Here is an 18,482-nt window from a genome sequence, read left to right on the forward strand (position 1 = left end):
AAGGCTGCATTGGGCAGCCTTTCTTAATTTTAAACTTTATTTGTGTATTAAGCGTCTTGCTTGGCTTCTTCTTCACTAATTTGTTTTAGTGCTTGAATGAATGAGTCGCTTGGTTGTCCGCCAGTAAGTGCATACTTATCGTTTATGATAAACGTAGGTACTGACGTAATGCCCATTTGTTTAAAGTTGTCTTGCTCTTGGCGTACGTCTTGTACGTATTTATCTGAGTGTAAAATACTACGTGCCTCTTCTTTATCAAGGCCAACACTTGCTACTACATCAAGCAGAGCATCTTCTTGGTTTAAGTATTTTAAATCGGTGAAGTGCGCTTCAAAAAAGGCGAGTTTTAGCTTCGTTTGCTTACCTTCTTCACGTGCCCACATTAGTAAACGATGCAAATCAAAGCTGTTGATCATGATGCGTTTGCCATCAAAATTAAAGGTAAACCCAGCACGCTGACCGGCTTCGAACATGTTTTTACGATTTTCGTCGCCTTGCTCTTCAGTTAGGTTGTACTTTTGCATTAAGTGTTCGTTTAAGTCTTGACCTTCAATTGGCATATCTGGATTTAGTTCAAAAGGATGCCACGTAATATCTGCGCTCATTTCGTCTTTGAGTTGCTCTAGTGCAGTTTCTAGGTTTTTATAACCCACTACACACCAAGGGCACATTACGTCTGAAACGATATCAATTTTAAAGTTTTTCATATTTATCCTTTTGAGGATTGCTTTGGTATAACAGGGGATATTGGGATGAACTGCACTTTATCAATACCAAACTAAAAAGAGCAGCTAAGCAGCTGCTCTTGAAGGTATTCAGTTTTAAGCGTTAAGCCCGAATGGGTCGTCAATACTATAACTTGGTTGTGTAAACCAATGAGGGCCGTTGTCGGTCATGTAAAAATGATCTTCTAAGCGTACGCCAAATTCATCGGGTATAACTAACATTGGTTCGTTACTAAAGCACATGCCTGGGGCAAGTGGGGTTTTATCACCGCCAACTAAGTATGGCCATTCATGAATGTCTAGCCCAATGCCGTGGCCAGTTCGGTGTGGGCAACCCGGTGTTTGGTATTGCGGGCCTAGCCCTTGCGCCGCTAAATAGTTACGGGCGCCCGCGTCTACGTCTTCGCACGTAGCACCAATTTTAGCTGCATTAAATGCCGCCATTTGCGCTGCTTTTTCATGATCCCAAAACATACGTTGGCGTATTGTTGGTTCGCCAAATACATAGGTACGGGTTATATCTGATAGGTAATCGTGTACTTTACAGCCGGTATCAATTAGTACCATATCGCCTTTTTTAAGTATTTGGGCATCTTTAACACCGTGCGGGAAAGACGTTGCAACACCAAATAAAACAATACAAAAATAGTTACCTGGTGCACCTACTTTTTGGTGTGCTTGCTTAATAAAAGCTTCTACTTCGGTGGTGGTTATTCCCTCATAAAGCATGCTTGCTGTGGCTTGATGTACGGCTAAGGTCATGTCCATCGCGCGTTGCATTAAGCTAAGCTCATGAACTGACTTATGCATACGGCAATGCGCCGTTACAGGTTGGGCGTTTATGAGGTTTAAACCCGTTTGTGCTTTATTAATGCCGTTGAATATAAAAAATTGTGCGCTTTCATCAATGCCAATAGTTGCGTTTTCATTAATGTTTAACTTTTTTAATACTTCGACAAAAAGTGCATAAGGATTTTCGTGCTCTTGCCACCCATGAATAGGCCCATCTATTACTTTAAACCCGTTTAGTGAACCAATTTCGAAATAAGGCGCAATGTATTGTACTTCACCAAGGGCGGGTAATATCGCGCCAACCATACGTTCGCTCGCGTACCATTTCATGCCTGTAAAGTAGGTAAGGTTGGTGCCAGCGTTTAAATAAATTGCATCTATGTTGTTTGCTAGCATATACGCTTGAGCCTTGGCTATGCGCTCTAAATGTTCGTCAGCTGCGATAGGGGTCAGCGTTTGCGTCATGTTACTTAGGCTTGCCAGCGCTTGCTCGCTTGATTGTGTACCAATACCGATGGTGGTCATATTTTTCTCCTTGGATTTTTAGCTAGTGTGATTAATACCAAGGTAAAATTCAATGTTATGCGATAAGAGGCTATTAGTTTATAGCCTCTTAAAATGGCATATTATTTTTTAGCGTAAGGTAAACGCGTTAGTTTATTACTTGTGTGGTAGCTATCAAGCCCGGTTACTGCCACCGTTTCAATAGCCTGTAAATCTAAAAAGCCATCACTTTGAAGTGCTACTTCATCTAAATACACATCAGTGATTTCACCTATTACAAGCTCTGTGCCATTGATGGCTAAATGTTGGTTTTCTACAAATTTAACCGAGTACTTTAAGCGGCTTTCTTTAACAAAAGGCGCTGCAAAGTCATTTAAATATTCGGGCGTTAAACCTGTCGCCGCAAATTCCGACTCGCCTTTGTCGTAGCGGGCTGATGTTTGATGAGCTTGCTTATAAATAGCTTTATTAACCTGGTTAATGGTGTAACTACCGGTTTCGATTATGTTTTCGAACGTATGTCGAGGCACGCTATTTGGGCGCATTATCATGCCAACTAGCGGCGGGTGAGCCCCTAAATGAATAACAGAGCTAACAATGGCGAGATTAGTATTGCCTTGTGTGTCTTGCGTGCCAATTAAGTTGGCGCTTTTAAAACCCGAAAGCGAATTAATTAAATGAGTACGAGTGTGTTTTTCAAGTGCGTTTATGCGCTCTTTAGTAAAATGCATTAAAGGTCCTTACCACGGTATGGTTTCGCCTTGCCAATCTAAGTAGGCAGGCTCACCATTGAGTTCTAAATGAAGGTTATTAAAAGTAAGTGTAAATAGCTGCTTAGCTACAAATTCAGCTGTAAAGAGTTTTCCAGCGGGTACGTTTTTTTGAAATGGCTTTGAAAGCGCAGTATCAGTAGTCCCTGGGTGAAATAAAACGAGCTTTGTATTTTTAGCTCGGCGTGAAAGCTCAATCGCTGCGGTTTTAAATAGCATGTTAAGAGCAGCCTTAGAGGCGCGATACGTATACCAACCGCCTAATTTATTGTCGTTAATGCTGCCCACACGCGCACTGAGTGCTGTAATAGTACAGTGCGTTTTATGTGTTAAGAGCGGCAAAATACTCTGCAAGCAAAGTAGGGGAGTTAGGGTGTTTGAATTGAGAAGTTGGCTAAAATACTCAGCGTCTAAATCCTCCAGCTTTTTTTCGGGCATATGGGTTTCGTTGTGCAGTGTACCATTGAATATAATAACTTGTTGTATATCGGCACTTTGCTCTTTTAGGTAATTAGTAACGCGCGCTAAACTTTGTTTTGTGTAGTCAGTATGCAGGTGGACAACACTTGAGTCAGATTCAATACTTTTTGAACTAATACAAACTATCTGATGAGTAGGCGTGTTTATTTGTAGATGTTCTATATATGCATTTGCTATGGCACTGCTTGCGCCGAATAAAACAATGGTTTTCATTTATCACCTTTTGCTTTTAGTCCACATTCGCCGTTACTGCACTGAGTATTTGGCATTAAAAAGCGACTGATGGGGTGCCTATACTTAGCAAATAACAGGTATCCGCAGTCAGCGAAAAAGCGGATTATTGGCAAGCGAAAAATTTTCAACCAGCTATGTTTACCCACTATTTTCCATGCTTCGTACGTTACATCAAGCCCGTAAATCATTTCACCTGATTGCTTTTGGGCTTGCAGGTAGTTCATTGCTTTGTCTTTATCAATATACGGGTAGCGTTCACTAAAGTCGCTCGCGTTAAGATCTTCAAGCGTAATTAGATTTTTAGAGTCTGCGTGTTTTAGTTGCTGCATTTCGGTGCTGCAAAGAGGGCAGTTTCCATCGTAAAAAATGATCATGTAATCGCTTTGTGATTATTTTATATATACTTTTTTACGACAAGACATTGCAAATGGATCTATTAAATTTCTCTTCATGATGATATTAATAGTGTCCTACGAAACAAAGGAGAATGAGAAATGAGTGAACAATATGCCGCCTTGCGAGGTAATGTAAATTTACTTGGGCAATTACTAGGACAAACTATTAAGGATGCTCAAGGCCAAGCTATTTTAGATAAAGTAGAAGAAATTCGGGCTTTATCTAAATCATCTCGCAGTGGTAATGAAGACGACAGACAAGCGCTAATAGATGTTTTACATGCGCTTAGTGATGAAGAGCTTTTGCCGGTTGCCCGTTCATTTAATCATTTTTTAAACCTTGCTAATGTAGCAGAACAATTTCATACCGTTTCGCGTTTTAATGACGTTGGCCTTGGTCAACAAAACCCTCTCACTCAAACATTAAAAACGTTAGTTACAAAAGCAGAACAAGGCCAGCTAGATAGTAATCATTTGGCCGAAACACTCTCAAAACTCCACATAAACTTAGTATTAACCGCCCACCCAACCGAGGTGACGCGCCGTACTATTATTAACAAACATGTTGAACTAAGTGATTGCTTAGCGTCATTAGAGCGAAAAGATAACTTACCGCTAGAGCGAGATGCTATTTTAAATCGTATTGAACAGCTTATTAGCCAGGCTTGGCATACCGACGACATTCGCCGCTCTCGCCCAACGCCAGTTGATGAAGCTAAATGGGGTTATGCGGTAATCGAAAACAGTCTTTGGCACGCTGTTCCGCGCTTTTTACGTGAATTTTCAGCCAATGTGAAAGAGCAATTAAGTTTAGAGCTACCAAAAGATTACAGCCCGATTGAGTTCACATCTTGGATGGGTGGAGACCGTGATGGAAATCCATTTGTAACATCGCAGGTTACAGCTGAGGTGCTTGACCACGGTCGTTGGATGGCGCTTAACTTATATATTCAAGATTTAAAAACGTTATGCGCTGAATTATCTATGTCAGATGCCAGTGATGAGCTTATTGAGTTGGCAGGTCAAGACTTTGAACCATACAGAGCGGTGATCAAAAAGCTTAAAAACCAAGTTGCAGAGACCGTGGCTCACCTGGGCGCTAAAATTAAAAATAAGCGTAGCGATTCACAAGATTTAATTACTGACATTAATCAGCTTAAGCACCCTGTAGAGGTCTGCTACCGCTCGTTATTAAAGTGTAATATGAAAGTAGTTGCTGATGGCTTATTGCTTGATTTACTGTACCGTATTAATAGCTTTGGCTTGCGTTTAGCTAAACTCGATGTGCGCCAAGACTCGTCTCGTCACAGCGATGTTTTTTCTGAGTTGACTCGTTATTTAGGTTTAGGCGACTACAACCAATGGCAAGAGCAAGATAAACAAGCTTTTTTACTTACTGAACTTAACTCTCGCAGACCGCTTATTCCAAAACATTGGCAACCAAGCCCTGATGTTCAAGAAGTGCTAGACACCTTTGATGTTATTGCTAAGCAAGACGAACAAACATTTGGCTTGTATATTATTTCGATGGCGCGAACAGCATCAGACATTTTAGCAGTACAATTATTGCTAAAAGAAAGCGGCTGTAGCTTTGATTTACCAGTAGCACCCTTGTTTGAAACACTCGACGATTTAAACGCAGGCAGTGATGTAATTACTACATTACTTGATAATGTTTGGTATCGCGGGCACATTAAAAACACCCAAAATGTAATGATTGGTTACTCTGATTCTGCTAAAGATGCCGGCATGATGGCAGCAGGTTGGGCACAGTACGAAGCAATGGATAAACTAGTGCAGCTTGCTGATGAGCGTGGTATTGAACTTATTTTATTCCACGGACGTGGTGGCACAGTAGGGCGTGGTGGCGCACCTGCTGCACAAGCGCTGCATTCACAACCGCCAGGTTCGTTAAAAGGTGGTTTACGTGTAACCGAGCAAGGCGAGATGATCCGCTTTAAATTTGGTTTACCTGATGTAGCACTGCAAAGCTTAAATATTTACGCAGGTGCAGTACTACAAAGTAACTTATTACCGCCGCCGGAACCAAAACCGCAGTGGCGCGAAGTAATGAAGCTAATAAGTGAGGAGTCGTGTGAACATTACCGTAATGTAGTTCGCCACGATGAAAACTTTGTACCTTACTTTAGAATGGCAACGCCTGAGCTTGAGTTGTCTAAGTTGCCGCTTGGCTCGCGTCCTGCAAAACGTAATCCTAATGGTGGCGTTGAAAGCCTGCGTGCTATTCCATGGATTTTTGCGTGGAGCCAAAACCGTTTAATGCTTCCTGCATGGTTAGGTGCGTTAACTGGCTTAAAAGCTGCGCTTAATAAGTACGGCGCAGAAACACTCAACGAAATGAGCCTACAGTGGCCGTTCTTTAGATCGCGCCTAGAAATGCTAGAAATGGTATTTAGTAAAGCCGATTGCTGGTTGAGTGAGCATTACGATAATGCGCTGGTGGAAGATATGTACAAACCATTGGGTGTAACACTTCGTAAAGAGCTTCAAGAAGCGATTAGCTTGGTGCAATCACTTAGCCCACAAAAAAGCCTACTCGCCGAACAACCTTGGATTAAGGAGTCGATTAGTTTACGTAATCCGTACACCGATCCACTTAACCTATTACAGGTTGAGCTTTTACGCCGTGCTCGCTCAGAGGAAAAACGAAACGAAGGTGACATTGATAATGCGTTAATGATCACGATGACAGGTATAGCTGCAGGTATGCGTAATACCGGCTAACACTTTATTTTGTTAGGTATACCTATTAGTATTAAAAGGGAGCACGCGATGTGCTCCCTTTTTTTGCGTTAAATAGGCTGGTATTTAACACCCTAACCTTTTAAACTACTTAGCCATTGAATAATTAAAAAATATTATGGCTTCAGCAACTTTTACTGTACAGCAAGATACAGCACTTACAAATTCGCACTTCACATTAAGCGTAGCGCAAACAGCGTCATTACGTAGTCAATTAAAATCACAACGTGGCATATTAAATTCTAATAATATTAAAGCGTTATGCGCGCAACTCAATGTGTCTGATGATGTATTACTACAAGGTTTAGTGCCTTTAGCTTCTGAGTATGCCGTTGCGCCAGTGTCAGATTTTCATGTAGGCGCAATTGTTAAAGCGCTTGATAAAAAGGGTGAGGTAAACTTTTACTTTGGTGCGAATGTAGAGTTTGATCATCAAGCATTGAGTTTAGTGGTTCATGCAGAGCAATCGGCTATAAATAACGCATGGTTAAACGGCGCTAAAAAAATAGTTAAAATTGCGATTAGCGATGCGCCTTGTGGGTATTGTCGCCAGTTTATGAACGAACTCGCTGATGCGAAAGAGTTTGATATTTTACTTCCTGATCGGCAATTTAAACTTGCTGAATTACTGCCGCATTCATTTGGACCTACCGATTTAGGTAACGAATTTAGCTTGTTTAACCCAAAACCACAGCAAGGTAATTTTAGCTTTGATGGCCTTGATGAAACCCTTGCGCGTTTTGCACTTAATGCGTACGTGCCTTACAGCCAAAACTTTAGCGCCGTAAAAATAAGTACATTTAGTGATGGTGATTTTTACGGAAGTTACGCCGAAAATGCAGCTTACAGTCCAAGTTTATCGCCACTACAAAGTGCACTAAGTCAGTTCTTTTTAGCTGGGCTTAGCTTTAACGAAAGTACGGTGAAGGGAATAACATTGCTCGAAACAGCGGGTCGTGAAAACCAGTCGCAAGTGGCAAAAGCTGTACTTGCCAGTTTTACGCATTTACCAGCACTTAAAGTAATTAGCGCACCACTTAAATAGTGGCTTGCATACAATAAAGCACAGCCGGAGCTGTGCTTTATTAAAGCGAGCCATTCTATCGAATTAACTCACTCACTGACTGCTATAACCTGTATTAATCAAGTAATACTTTAGCTGCTTCTAATACTACTGCTACAGATTTACGCTCAATTTCACCGTGGTCTACATTTGGTATTTCTTGGCGAGTACGATTAACAAGTACGCCTGCTACACATGCTGCTTGTAATCCAAGGGCTGCACACATAGTAAATAATGTTGCCGATTCCATTTCGTAGTTCATCACGCCCAATTTTTGCCACTCTTCGCAGCTACCTTGTAGTGATTTAGGAACGTAACCAGAGTGCGTATCGTAACGCTCTTGCCCTGGGTAGAATGTATCGCTTGATGCAGTAATACCAATATGAAAATCGATATTTAGGTTTTTACATGCTTGTACCATAGCTTGTGTTGCATAAAAGTCAGATACAGCAGGGTAGCTAAGTGGTGCAAAATGTTGGCTTGCACCGTCTAAACGTACAGACGCTTGGCTAATTAAAATTTCGCCTTCGTTAATGTGTGGCTGAATTGCACCGGTTGTACCAATACGTAAAAATTTACGCACGCCAAGTTGTGCTAATTCTTCTACTGCAATCGACGTAGATGGACCACCAATACCTGTAGAACATACAACCACAGAGTGGCCGTTTAATTGACCTAAATAAACATGAAACTCGCGAGTTTGAGCAAGGCAGGTTGGGTTGTCTAGGAATTGTGAAATACGTGCTGCACGATCTGGATCGCCCGGTACAATCGCAAGTTTTGCACCTTTAAGATCGTTAATACATAGTCCTAAGTGAAATACCTTTTCCATAGCTAAGCCTTTTATAATAATTTGTTGTCAATCTAGCATGATTGCTAGAAACGTTTATCAAGTACAGGACGATTGTCCGTTTTATCTTAACTCTTCCAATAAAGCCTTAATAATTTTAAGGGCTAATTTGATTTATTCACCAACTATGAATATTCACTCAAGTACTTATATACGTAGCCTTGTTGCGCTGTTGACATGTTCAAGCAGACATAATAAGTATCACTCAAGCGCGTAACTACGATTAAATGAATGATTACAAATTTTCATTAATATCAAATAAATTCAATGATTTAATCTTGTAGTGAAGACGTAAAAACTAACGTGTTTACTTATATTAAGCACTGACTTATTTAGCAAAGTGGCATTTATTTGAAGTTTAGGCATTTTTAGTGATTTTGCATAACTAATCAAAAGTAATTAGCTACGTACAGAATAAAAACCGAAGGAGTTTATTATGAGCACACAATTTGAAGCATTTAAAAACAAAGTTGAGCACTGTTTGTGCGCACCGGGCGATGGCGTATACACAGTAAATACTGCAAAAGAGCGCAAAGCCGCGCTGCGTAATAAACTTTACGGACAAACTGAAAACGTTGATAATTTGTGGCGCGAGTCTTTAAACGAATTACCAAACTCACCACATAAAGCCGTTATGTTAGGTATTAGTTCAGACTGTGGCGGTGGGATATTACGCGGCGCAAACTGGGGGCCACTGTTTGTACGCTCAGCATTAATTGATCAGCAACCGCAGTGTCATTCTTTTGATTTGGGTGATGTACGTGTGATCCCACATTTACTTCATGACAAATACCTAAATGATGCAACCATTTCTAATTGCCAAAAAGCCTTATATGGTGATGAAGATAACGACTATTACGTAAGCCCGTTATCAATCACTGAAGATGTGTGCGACAGTTTTTACGCAACGTTTAAAGATAAAGGATTATTTGGTATTGGTGGCGATCACTCAATCAGTTACCCACTTACTAAAGCGTACTTAAAAGCAAAACGTGAGCAAGGTAAGCGCACGGCTATTATTCACTTTGACGCGCATACCGATTTACTTGTGGAGCGCTTAGGTATTGATTTATGTTTTGGCTCGTGGTGTACACATATATTAGAGTTTTTACCGGCGCCGCATCATTTAATACAATTTGGTATACGCTCAAGTGGCAAGCCTAAAGCGCATTGGGAAAATACTTTTGGTGTTAAACAGCACTGGGCACATGAAATCATTGAACGCGGCGCAGCAGCGGTTGCTGCCGACGCTATTGCACAGTTAAAAGCCGATAACGTTGATGAAATATACGTAAGCTTTGATATTGATGCGCTTGATGCTGAATTTGCATCTGCCACAGGTACACCAGAGCATCACGGTTTAACGCCTCAGCATGCGCTTGATATTTTATCAGCCATTGCGGATGAGTTTCCTATTACGGGTGCAGATATGATGGAGATAGCGCCATTTACCGACAGCTCTTTAGTTGGCCAATCAAGCTCAGAAACGACACTTAGAGAAGGCGCTAAAATTTCAGCCTTTTTAATTAGTGCAATGAACAAGTAAGCTGTAGAAGCTATAAATACTAGCACTATCAGCGTATAAGTGTGCATCACATGACTAAAAACTAGCAGTTCATAAAGCCTCAGCTATATTTATTAAATACATATAATGAGTTAGTTGAGGCCTCGCTAGATGAAATTGTTGATCTTTTTATTGTTCATTAGCTGTATTAAAGTTGATGCAGCTGAAATTACAATAGTAACGGAAGTATTTCCGGACTTTCAGTATATTAATGAAGATAACAAACTCGTTGGCCGCTCTGTCGAAAAAGTTCATAAAGCGCTAGAAGGTACAGGTATAAACTACACTATGTTGGCGCATAGTTGGGCCATATCCTACAATGCAGCGCTACGCGATAAAAACACCTGTATATTTTCGATTGTTCGATTACCTAATAGAGAAAGTAAGTTTAACTGGGTAGGCGAACTGGAAAGCTTTGACTCTGCCATTTATGGTCTAAAATCCAGAGGTATAAAGTTAAACACACTCAATGATGCTAAAAAATACAAAATAGCAGTACTGCGTGATAACTTTAGTCATCATTATTTGCTTGAAAGGGGCTTTAGTGAAAGCAAGCATTTATTACTCATCGATAGCCTAGATAAAATAGATAAACTCATAAGCACTCGTCACCATATACTTGATTTTGTTATCCTCAACAAAAAGCAATTTAACTATCGAGTTAAAACAGAGCCTAAGCTTGAGTTACTAGAACCATTACTTGATTTAAATACAACTCAGTCTCCGTTATTTTTTGCCTGTAATATAAATATGGATCCGGCTTTAGTTTCTCAATTAAAAGTCGCCTTTAATAAAATTTAAGTACTTTAAACTCACTGTTTTACCTCTTAAATAATTGAAAATTAATAGTTTAAATATATTTCGTAAATATAAATTGCTGCGTTTAAAAAACCGATTATAATCCAGCTGCTTTTTGTTTAAAAAAGCGCTAACTTATTGGAGCGTTAAATGGGTGATTTAATCGGGATTAGCTTATTGATCTTGATCAGTGCGTTGTTTGCTATGTCAGAAATAGCAATTGCAGCGTCGCGTAAAATAAAACTGCGGGTAATGGCAGATGAAGGAAATATAAAAGCAGCAGCGGTATTAAAGCTACAAGAAAATCCAGGGGCTTTTTTTGCCATGATCCAAATTGCACTCAACGCGATTGCGATTTTGGGTGGTATTGTGGGCGAGCAGGCTTTATCGCCTTATGTTGAAAGTGTTTTAGTGCTTTTTTATCAAGGTGCACACTTAGAAAAAATTAGCTTTTTATTCTCATTTTTTACTATTACATCTCTGTTTATCTTGTTCGCCGATTTAATGCCAAAACGTTTAGCGATGATCATGCCAGAAGCTGTCGCTGTTAGAGTCGTTACAATAATGCGCTGGGTAACCTTTGCCTTAACTCCGCTAGTGATGTTTTTTAATGGGGTAACTAACTTTGTGCTGCGCTTATTTAAAGTGCCCGCTGAGCGAGAAGACAACGTTACAACTGAGGACATTGTTGCCATGATGGAAGCGGGTGCTGCATATGGTAGTTTGCAAAAGCAAGAGTATGAACTCATTGGTAATGTGTTTGACCTAGAAGCGCGGTTTTTATCAAGCGTAATGACGCCACGCGACCAAATTGTCTATTTTGATTTAAACGAATCTAGCCATGATATTGCGACCAAAATTATTGACCACCCTCATAATCACTTTTTAGTAGTGTCAGGAAATTTAGATAAATTGCATGGCTCTGTTGAATCTAAAGATATTTTACGACAAGTACTAAAAGGCGAAGCCGCCAATATAAACGATGAGCTGATTGATAAAGATGTTTTTTACTTACCGGAAACATTAAGCCTATCAGAAGCCTTAAATGCGTTTAAAAGCGCAGCAAAGCCATTTGCTGTTGTCGTAAACGAATACGCGCTTTCGGTAGGTATTGTAACGGTAAAAGACTTAATGAAAGGGTTTATGGGGGATTTAATTACTCATCAAGGTGATGAATTAATTATAGAGCGCGATAAAAATTCATGGCTTGTAGATGGGTTAACTCCAATTACCGATTTAGCAAAGGTACTTGATATAGAAGAATTTCCAGATCAGATGCACTATGAAACTGTCGCTGGATTTTTAATTTACAGTATGAAGCGAATCCCTAAACGTGCAGAGCATTTAACTTTTTCAGGCTTTAAGTTTGAAGTTGTTGATGTAGAGGGAATTAGGGTAGAGCAGTTGTTAGTTTCAAGAGTTATTAATCCACAGAACGACAACCCCCTTTAAAAAAGTAAGATAGTCGTTTATATAAATAGCCAAGCTGTTTTTGCTTGGCTTTTTTGTGCCTATTTAAAAGTTCTGTGCTTAAAATGAGTGGTTATTTCAATCTGTTTAATTGCTTTATTTTCAAACAGCTTTGATTCTATTTTCATCAAATTAACATTAAATGCTACCTAAGGCGTATATTGTATTCAATAGTGTAAGTTTGTGTAAATTTCTCCTTATTAAGATTCATTATCAGCGCATTTTAATTTAGAATGATCGTTCACTCTAAACTAAAAGGTATTTAACATGCAGCGTTCCCGCATCGCTTTATTTGTATTATCAGCCCTCGTCGGTTCTGTTGCTTTAACTGGTTGTGATCAGGCTGCTGAGCAGTCACAAGCTTCAGCTCCTCAAGCTGTGCCAGTGGGTGTACTGACATTAAAAAGCCAAGCGCTTACTCTCAAAAAAGAACTTCCTGGGCGTATCAGTGCATTTCAAATTGCTGAAATTCGCCCACAAGTAAGTGGTATTGTGCAATCTCGTTTATTTGTCGAAGGTAAAGAGGTTAAGCAAGGCCAAGCACTGTATCAAATAGACCCAGCTACATTTGAAGCAGACCTTGCAGCAAGTGAAGCGAGCGTTGCACGCGCAGAGGCAAGCATCGCCAGCTCTAAATCAAAAGCATCACGTTACGGCGAACTCTTAAAAATCAAAGCAGTGAGCCAACAAGATTTTGACGAAGCGGATGCTGCGTACAAACAAGCAAATGCTGAATTATTAACGGCTAAAGCGCAGTTAAAATCAGCACAAATTAACCTTGATTACAGCCATGTGTCTTCCCCTATTAGTGGTCAAATTAGTAAATCAAGCGTAACAGTGGGTGCACTTGTAAGTGCCAATCAAAGTACAGCACTTGCTACAGTAACTCAGTTAGATCCAATTTATATCGATTTAACACAATCGAGCAATGAGTTGACGCAACTTAAAAAAGCGATTGCATCTGGCCGTTTAGGTATTGATGCAAACAGCCAAACAGATGTTGAATTAATAATGGAAGATGGCTCGGCGTATTCTCACAAAGGAACGTTGCAGTTCTCAGAAGTGACTGTTGACCCAAGTACCGGCTCTGTAACTTTGCGCGCTAAGTTCCCTAACCCTGAAAAGCTATTATTACCAGGCATGTATGCACGTGCATCTATTGTTGAAGGCGTTAAAGCGGATGCGATTTTAGTACCGCAACGTGGCGTTAGCCGTAATTCAAAAGGCGAACCAACAGCAATGGTTGTCAGTAAAGACAATACAGTAGAAAGCCGCGTATTAAAAGTAGATAGAACTATTGGTTCTGATTGGCTTGTTACTGATGGCTTAAGTGATGGCGATAAGTTAATAGTTGAAGGTTTACAAAAAATCCGCCCTGGTGCACCTGTGAACCCATCTGAAAATCAATCGTCTGCTAAAGCCGATCAAGCTCAATAACGGAGAGTTTTAATGTCACGATTTTTTATCGATAGACCGATATTTGCTTGGGTACTCGCTATTGTAGTGATGCTAGCAGGTATTTTGGCTATACAAAGCTTGCCAATTGCACAGTATCCGTCAATTGCACCGCCAGCAATTAGTATCACGGCAACGTACCCTGGTGCATCTGCACGTACGCTTGAAGATACGGTTACGCAAGTTATAGAGCAAAAAATGAAAGGGCTTGATGGCTTACTTTATATGTCATCAACGTCTGAGTCGAGCGGTTCAGCAACGCTTACTCTTTCGTTTAGCGCCGAAACAGACCCTGATATTGCACAAGTTCAAGTGCAAAATAAATTAGCGACAGCAACACCACTTTTACCTGAAGAAGTACAAAGGCAAGGTGTCGTTGTTGCAAAGTCTGCGCGTAACTTTTTGATGGTATTAGGTTTTGTGTCTAAAGATGGCAGTATGACCAACATCGATATTGGTGATTATGTATCATCAAACGTGCAAGATATTGTTTCACGTGTTGAAGGCATAGGTGAAGTGCAATTATTTGGCTCACAATACGCTATGCGAATTTGGTTAGACCCTGCAAAGTTACAAAATTATAAGCTTACACCTGCTGATATTAGTGCATCAATTAGTGCGCAAAATGCACAAGTATCTGCCGGTCAACTTGGCGGTATGCCTGCCGTTGATGGTCAGCAACTTAATGCAACGGTGACAGCGCAAAGTCGTTTACAAACGGTCGAGCAGTTTGAGAATATTTTAGTAAAAACAAATCCTGATGGCTCTTTTGTCCGCCTTGAGGATGTTGCACGTGTAGAGTTGGGTGGCGAAAGCTACCGTGTTGTAGCACGCTACGATGGACAACCTGCTTCGGGTTTAGGTATTAAATTGGCCAGTGGCGCGAATGCACTTGATGCAGCGGCAGGCGTTAAAGCCGCAATTGAAGAGTTAAAACCTTATTTTCCTGAAGGGTTAGATGTAGTTGTACCCTATGACACCACACCATTTGTATCTTTATCAATTGAAAAAGTAGTTCATACGCTTATTGAAGCGGTTATTTTAGTGTTTGTCGTCATGTATTTGTTTTTACAAAACTTCCGAGCAACGCTTATTCCGACCATTGCCGTGCCTGTGGTATTGCTTGGTACGTTTGGTATTTTGTACACCTTTGGTTATTCAATCAATACGTTAACCATGTTCGCGATGGTACTTGCCATAGGCTTACTTGTGGATGATGCGATTGTTGTAGTCGAAAACGTTGAGCGCTTAATGACCGAGGAAAAACTCTCGGCACTTGAAGCTACGCGTAAATCTATGGATGAAATTAAAGGCGCGTTGGTCGGTATTGCCATGGTACTTTCTGCGGTATTTATACCAATGGCATTCTTTAGTGGCTCTACCGGTATAATTTATCGTCAGTTTTCTATAACACTCGTATCGGCGATGGGGTTATCTGTTTTAGTGGCTCTTATTTTAACGCCAGCATTATGTGCAACGCTTTTAAAACCAAGCCATGTACATAACAATAACACGCTATTTGGCCGATTTTTTACAGGCTTTAACCGTGGTTTTGATAAAACAAACTCAGGTGCACAAAGTTTTGTGGGCCGTATGCTTACGCACTCTAAGCGCTATCTGCTTATTTATGGCGTGATTGTGGGCGGCATGGTTTATGTATTCTCAAGCTTACCAACGGCATTTTTGCCTGACGAAGACCAAGGTATTTTGTTTAACCAAGTGTCATTACCGGCAGGCTCCACAACACAACAAACACTTGAGGTTGTTAAAAAAGTAGAGAACCATTTCTTAAATGATCAATCCGAAGCAGTAAACGGTATTTTTACCGTGACTGGTTTTAGTTTTGCTGGTTCTGGCCAAAACTCAGCGATTGCGTTTGTTAACTTTAAGCATTGGGATGAGCGTCAGCGAGATGATTTATCTGTTAAAGCGGTTGCAGGTAAAGCAATGGGCTACTTTTCAACAATAAAAGAAGCCTTTGTTTTTGCCTTTCCGCCACCTGCAATTGTTGAGCTGGGTACGGCCAATGGCTTTACTCTCTTTTTACAAGACCGTGTTGGCCTTGGACATGATGATTTATTAGCGGCAAGAAACCAATTATTAGGTATGGCGAGCCAAAGCCCAATTTTAGCGGGCGTACGTCCAAATGGACAAGAAGACATGCCAGAACTTCAACTTGATGTAGATTTAGCAAAAGCTGAAGCACTTGGTGTTTCACAAGGCGATATAAACAGCACGCTTGCCACTGCTTGGGGGAGTAGTTATGTAAATGACTTTATAGACCGTGGTCGCGTGAAGAAAGTATACCTACAAGGTGATGCGCAATCGCGTATGGTGCCTGAGGATCTAAACAAGTGGTATGTGCGCAATGATAATGGCGACATGGTGCCGTTTTCAGCTTTTGCTAGCTCGTTTTGGACATACGGTTCACCACGCTTAGAGCGTTACAATGGTTTTTCAGCAATGGAAATTCAAGGTAGTGCAGCGCCAGGTTACAGTACAGGCCAAGCAATGGATGAAATGGAGCGTTTAGTTAAACAATTACCAAATGGTATTTCGTCTGAGTGGACCGGTATTTCATTCCAAGAGCGCTCTAGTAGCGGTCAAGCACCTCTACTATATGGCCTATCGCTGCTGTTTGTATTTTTATGTTTAGCCGCGCTTTATGAAAGTTGGTCGGTACCGTTTGCGGTAATGATGATTGTGCCACTGGGTATATTTGGTGCAATTATGGCAGCGCTTGGCGGTGGCTTATCTAACGATATTTACTTGCAGGTAGGTTTGTTGACCACCATTGGCTTGGCATCTAAAAATGCGATACTGATTGTAGAGTTTGCGATTCATAAAATGGAAGAAGGGCTTGGCTTAGTTGATGCGGCTATTGCAGCTGTTCGCCTACGTTTGCGTCCAATACTTATGACTTCGATGGCCTTTATTTGTGGTGTTTTACCGCTTGCAATTGCCTCAAGCGCGGGTTCTGGTGCGCAAAATGCGTTAGGTATTTCGATTATTGGCGGCACACTTGCATCATCAATATTAGTTGTTGTTTTTGTACCGTTATTCTTTGTGTTAGTGCGCCGTGTATTTCCTGGCAAAGCTAAAGAGACAACGAAGGAGAGCGCAGAATGAGCATTAAAACATTCAGCCTAAGTGCAATTGCTTTATTGGTGCTAAGTGGTTGCCAATTAGCGCCTGAGCAAAAAGACCTTGCTCTACCAGTATCTGATGCTTATGCATCAGATACTGGGCAAACCGCTGCGCAGCAATTAAATTGGCAGCAGTTTTTTAATGACGAAAAATTACAAACGTTAATTACGCAAAGCCTTGAGCATAATAAAGATATGCAAATTGCAGTGCTTAATGTGCAGCGTGTTCGTGGTTTGTATCAAATCGAAGATTCGGCTTTGTATCCGTCACTTGATTTAAATGCTTCTGGTACGCGCCAGCGTTTACCGGCTGACTTATCAGGTACTGGCGATGCAGCTATTAGCTCGCAGTACAGTGCAACAGTAGGTATTACCTCTTACGAGTTAGATATTTGGGGCAAAGTACGCAATCAATCAGCGCAAGCACTGCAAAACTTATACTCTACAGAGCTTAGCCAATACAGCACGCAGGTGTCTTTAATTTCAGAGTTGGCAAATGCGTGGCTAAATTATGCAACTGATTTGCAACTGCTAGAGCTTGCAAAAGAAACGCTTACCTCTCAGCAAGAGTCATTATCGCTTACGCAAAAAAGCTTTGATTTAGGTGCGACGTCTTCAATTACCCTTGAGCAGCTTAAAAGCACAGTTGCTACGGCAAAAGTAGACATAGCAACGTACAAACGTTTGTTAAAGCGTGATAAAAGTGCCTTAGATTTATTAGTAGGTAAATCTGTTTCAGCTGATTTACTGCCTAATAAAGACCTGACTAACTTGATCAGTATGCCAGAAGTACCAGTTGGTTTACCGTCTGATCTGCTATCACAGCGCCCTGATATTAAAGCCGCTGAGCATTTAATGCTTGCTGCTAATGCCAATATTGGTATTGCTCGAGCGGCGTTTTATCCAAGCATAAGCTTAACAGCCAACGCGGGGTCTGCTTCAAGTGACTTAAGTGGCTTGTTTGATTCAGGCTCTGGGACATGGAGTTTTGTGCCGACAATTAGCTTACCTATTTTTAATATGGGACGTAACCAAGCAAATCTTGATGTAGCAAAAGCAGATCAAGAAATTGCAGTGGCAACGTATCAGCAAAAAATTCAAAATGCGTTTCGCGAAGTTGCCGATGCACTTGCTGATAGAGAAGGTTACCAAGAGCAATTAAGTGCCCTTGATATGCTTATAAGTAGTCGACAAATCACGTTTGATTTATCAAAAATGCGTTACGAAAAAGGCGCAGATAGCTACTTGCAAGTACTTGATGCTCAGCGTACGTGGTACGGCGCGCAGCAGCAGTTAATTGCGGGTCAGCAAGCGTATCTTGCGAGTCAAATTAACTTGTACAAAGCGCTTGGTGGCGGATGGAATGTAGCCAGTGAAACAACTCAGGAAGAGAAATAATATTTGCGGCTTTTAAAGCCGCATTACATATTTATATGGCGAGACTATTTATAGCTCTTGCTTTACTGAGTTTAT

General features: G+C 40.8%; 14 protein-coding genes. 8 read left to right on the forward strand and 6 right to left on the reverse strand.

Annotated elements, in window-relative coordinates; all coding sequences use genetic code 11:
- Window positions 1–47: 47 nt before the first annotated feature.
- The 5 genes from H5160_RS11505 to H5160_RS11525 form a co-directional block, all read right to left on the reverse strand.
- Window positions 48–707 (reverse strand): DsbA family oxidoreductase, encoded by a 660-nt coding sequence (locus H5160_RS11505; protein WP_182724032.1) that lies wholly within the window; start codon window positions 705–707, stop codon window positions 48–50.
- Window positions 708–821: 114 nt separating this feature from the next.
- Window positions 822–2,042 carry a Xaa-Pro peptidase family protein gene (locus H5160_RS11510; protein ID WP_182737498.1) on the reverse strand — a complete coding sequence of 407 codons (1,221 nt, stop codon included), beginning with the start codon at window positions 2,040–2,042 and terminating at the stop codon, window positions 822–824.
- Between the two features lie 101 nt (window positions 2,043–2,143).
- A complete protein-coding gene (locus H5160_RS11515; RefSeq protein ID WP_182716331.1) occupies window positions 2,144–2,752 on the reverse strand; it encodes a flavin reductase family protein in 609 nt (202 codons plus the stop codon).
- 9 nt (window positions 2,753–2,761) lie between these two features.
- Window positions 2,762–3,484, reverse strand: coding sequence for an SDR family NAD(P)-dependent oxidoreductase (locus tag H5160_RS11520; RefSeq protein ID WP_154902913.1), 723 nt, complete (start codon window positions 3,482–3,484; stop codon window positions 2,762–2,764).
- Complete coding sequence (locus tag H5160_RS11525; RefSeq protein ID WP_154902912.1) at window positions 3,481–3,879, reverse strand: thiol-disulfide oxidoreductase DCC family protein; 399 nt, start codon at window positions 3,877–3,879, stop codon at window positions 3,481–3,483. The genes H5160_RS11520 and H5160_RS11525 overlap by 4 nt, the downstream gene beginning before the upstream one ends.
- A 120-nt stretch (window positions 3,880–3,999) precedes the next feature.
- On the opposite strand from H5160_RS11525, the gene ppc reads away from it, so the two are divergent.
- Complete coding sequence (gene ppc / locus H5160_RS11530; protein ID WP_002959021.1) at window positions 4,000–6,645, forward strand: phosphoenolpyruvate carboxylase; 2,646 nt, start codon at window positions 4,000–4,002, stop codon at window positions 6,643–6,645.
- 136 nt (window positions 6,646–6,781) lie between these two features.
- The gene (gene cdd, locus H5160_RS11535; RefSeq protein WP_182737500.1) at window positions 6,782–7,708 is read left to right on the forward strand and encodes a cytidine deaminase; all 927 of its coding nucleotides are present in this window, start codon (window positions 6,782–6,784) and stop codon (window positions 7,706–7,708) included.
- A gap of 94 nt (window positions 7,709–7,802) precedes the next feature.
- On the opposite strand, the gene udp is transcribed toward cdd, so the two are convergent.
- Window positions 7,803–8,558 carry a uridine phosphorylase gene (gene udp / locus H5160_RS11540; protein WP_182737501.1) on the reverse strand — a complete coding sequence of 252 codons (756 nt, stop codon included), beginning with the start codon at window positions 8,556–8,558 and terminating at the stop codon, window positions 7,803–7,805.
- A gap of 454 nt (window positions 8,559–9,012) precedes the next feature.
- Between udp and H5160_RS11545 the strand changes: the two genes are divergently transcribed.
- The 6 genes from H5160_RS11545 to H5160_RS11570 all read left to right on the forward strand — a co-directional run bounded on the left by H5160_RS11545 (window position 9,013) and on the right by H5160_RS11570 (window position 18,407).
- Window positions 9,013–10,122 carry an arginase family protein gene (locus H5160_RS11545; protein WP_024605708.1) on the forward strand — a complete coding sequence of 370 codons (1,110 nt, stop codon included), beginning with the start codon at window positions 9,013–9,015 and terminating at the stop codon, window positions 10,120–10,122.
- 129 nt (window positions 10,123–10,251) lie between these two features.
- Window positions 10,252–10,941: a transporter substrate-binding domain-containing protein gene (locus H5160_RS11550; protein WP_002959026.1), complete on the forward strand. Its 690-nt coding sequence runs from the start codon at window positions 10,252–10,254 to the stop codon at window positions 10,939–10,941.
- A 147-nt stretch (window positions 10,942–11,088) separates the two neighbouring features.
- A complete protein-coding gene (locus H5160_RS11555) occupies window positions 11,089–12,390 on the forward strand; it encodes a hemolysin family protein (RefSeq protein ID WP_002959027.1) in 1,302 nt (433 codons plus the stop codon).
- Window positions 12,391–12,675: 285 nt separating this feature from the next.
- The gene (locus tag H5160_RS11560; protein ID WP_182737503.1) at window positions 12,676–13,845 is read left to right on the forward strand and encodes an efflux RND transporter periplasmic adaptor subunit; all 1,170 of its coding nucleotides are present in this window, start codon (window positions 12,676–12,678) and stop codon (window positions 13,843–13,845) included.
- A gap of 12 nt (window positions 13,846–13,857) precedes the next feature.
- Complete coding sequence (locus H5160_RS11565; RefSeq protein ID WP_182720160.1) at window positions 13,858–16,992, forward strand: efflux RND transporter permease subunit; 3,135 nt, start codon at window positions 13,858–13,860, stop codon at window positions 16,990–16,992.
- Window positions 16,989–18,407 carry an efflux transporter outer membrane subunit gene (locus H5160_RS11570; protein WP_182720161.1) on the forward strand — a complete coding sequence of 473 codons (1,419 nt, stop codon included), beginning with the start codon at window positions 16,989–16,991 and terminating at the stop codon, window positions 18,405–18,407. The genes H5160_RS11565 and H5160_RS11570 overlap by 4 nt, the downstream gene beginning before the upstream one ends.
- Window positions 18,408–18,482: the final 75 nt, after the last annotated feature.

Origin of the sequence: Pseudoalteromonas sp. SG43-4 (assembly GCF_014164325.1) — a bacterium.
GTDB classification, from domain to species: Bacteria; Pseudomonadota; Gammaproteobacteria; order Enterobacterales; family Alteromonadaceae; genus Pseudoalteromonas; species Pseudoalteromonas distincta.

Bases quoted from the DNA above. Each gene is read 5' to 3' on its own strand.
- H5160_RS11510 (WP_182737498.1), bottom strand. From the start codon at position 2,042: ATGACCACCATCGGTATTGGTACACAATCAAGCGAGCAAGCGCTGGCA.
- H5160_RS11565 (WP_182720160.1), top strand. From the start codon at position 13,858: ATGTCACGATTTTTTATCGATAGACCGATATTTGCTTGGGTACTCGCT.
- cdd (WP_182737500.1), top strand. From the start codon at position 6,782: ATGGCTTCAGCAACTTTTACTGTACAGCAAGATACAGCACTTACAAAT.
- H5160_RS11545 (WP_024605708.1), top strand. From the start codon at position 9,013: ATGAGCACACAATTTGAAGCATTTAAAAACAAAGTTGAGCACTGTTTG.
- H5160_RS11515 (WP_182716331.1), bottom strand. From the start codon at position 2,752: ATGCATTTTACTAAAGAGCGCATAAACGCACTTGAAAAACACACTCGT.
- H5160_RS11525 (WP_154902912.1), bottom strand. From the start codon at position 3,879: ATGATCATTTTTTACGATGGAAACTGCCCTCTTTGCAGCACCGAAATG.
- H5160_RS11505 (WP_182724032.1), bottom strand. From the start codon at position 707: ATGAAAAACTTTAAAATTGATATCGTTTCAGACGTAATGTGCCCTTGG.
- H5160_RS11520 (WP_154902913.1), bottom strand. From the start codon at position 3,484: ATGAAAACCATTGTTTTATTCGGCGCAAGCAGTGCCATAGCAAATGCA.
- H5160_RS11560 (WP_182737503.1), top strand. From the start codon at position 12,676: ATGCAGCGTTCCCGCATCGCTTTATTTGTATTATCAGCCCTCGTCGGT.
- H5160_RS11555 (WP_002959027.1), top strand. From the start codon at position 11,089: ATGGGTGATTTAATCGGGATTAGCTTATTGATCTTGATCAGTGCGTTG.
- H5160_RS11570 (WP_182720161.1), top strand. From the start codon at position 16,989: ATGAGCATTAAAACATTCAGCCTAAGTGCAATTGCTTTATTGGTGCTA.
- ppc (WP_002959021.1), top strand. From the start codon at position 4,000: ATGAGTGAACAATATGCCGCCTTGCGAGGTAATGTAAATTTACTTGGG.
- H5160_RS11550 (WP_002959026.1), top strand. From the start codon at position 10,252: ATGAAATTGTTGATCTTTTTATTGTTCATTAGCTGTATTAAAGTTGAT.
- udp (WP_182737501.1), bottom strand. From the start codon at position 8,558: ATGGAAAAGGTATTTCACTTAGGACTATGTATTAACGATCTTAAAGGT.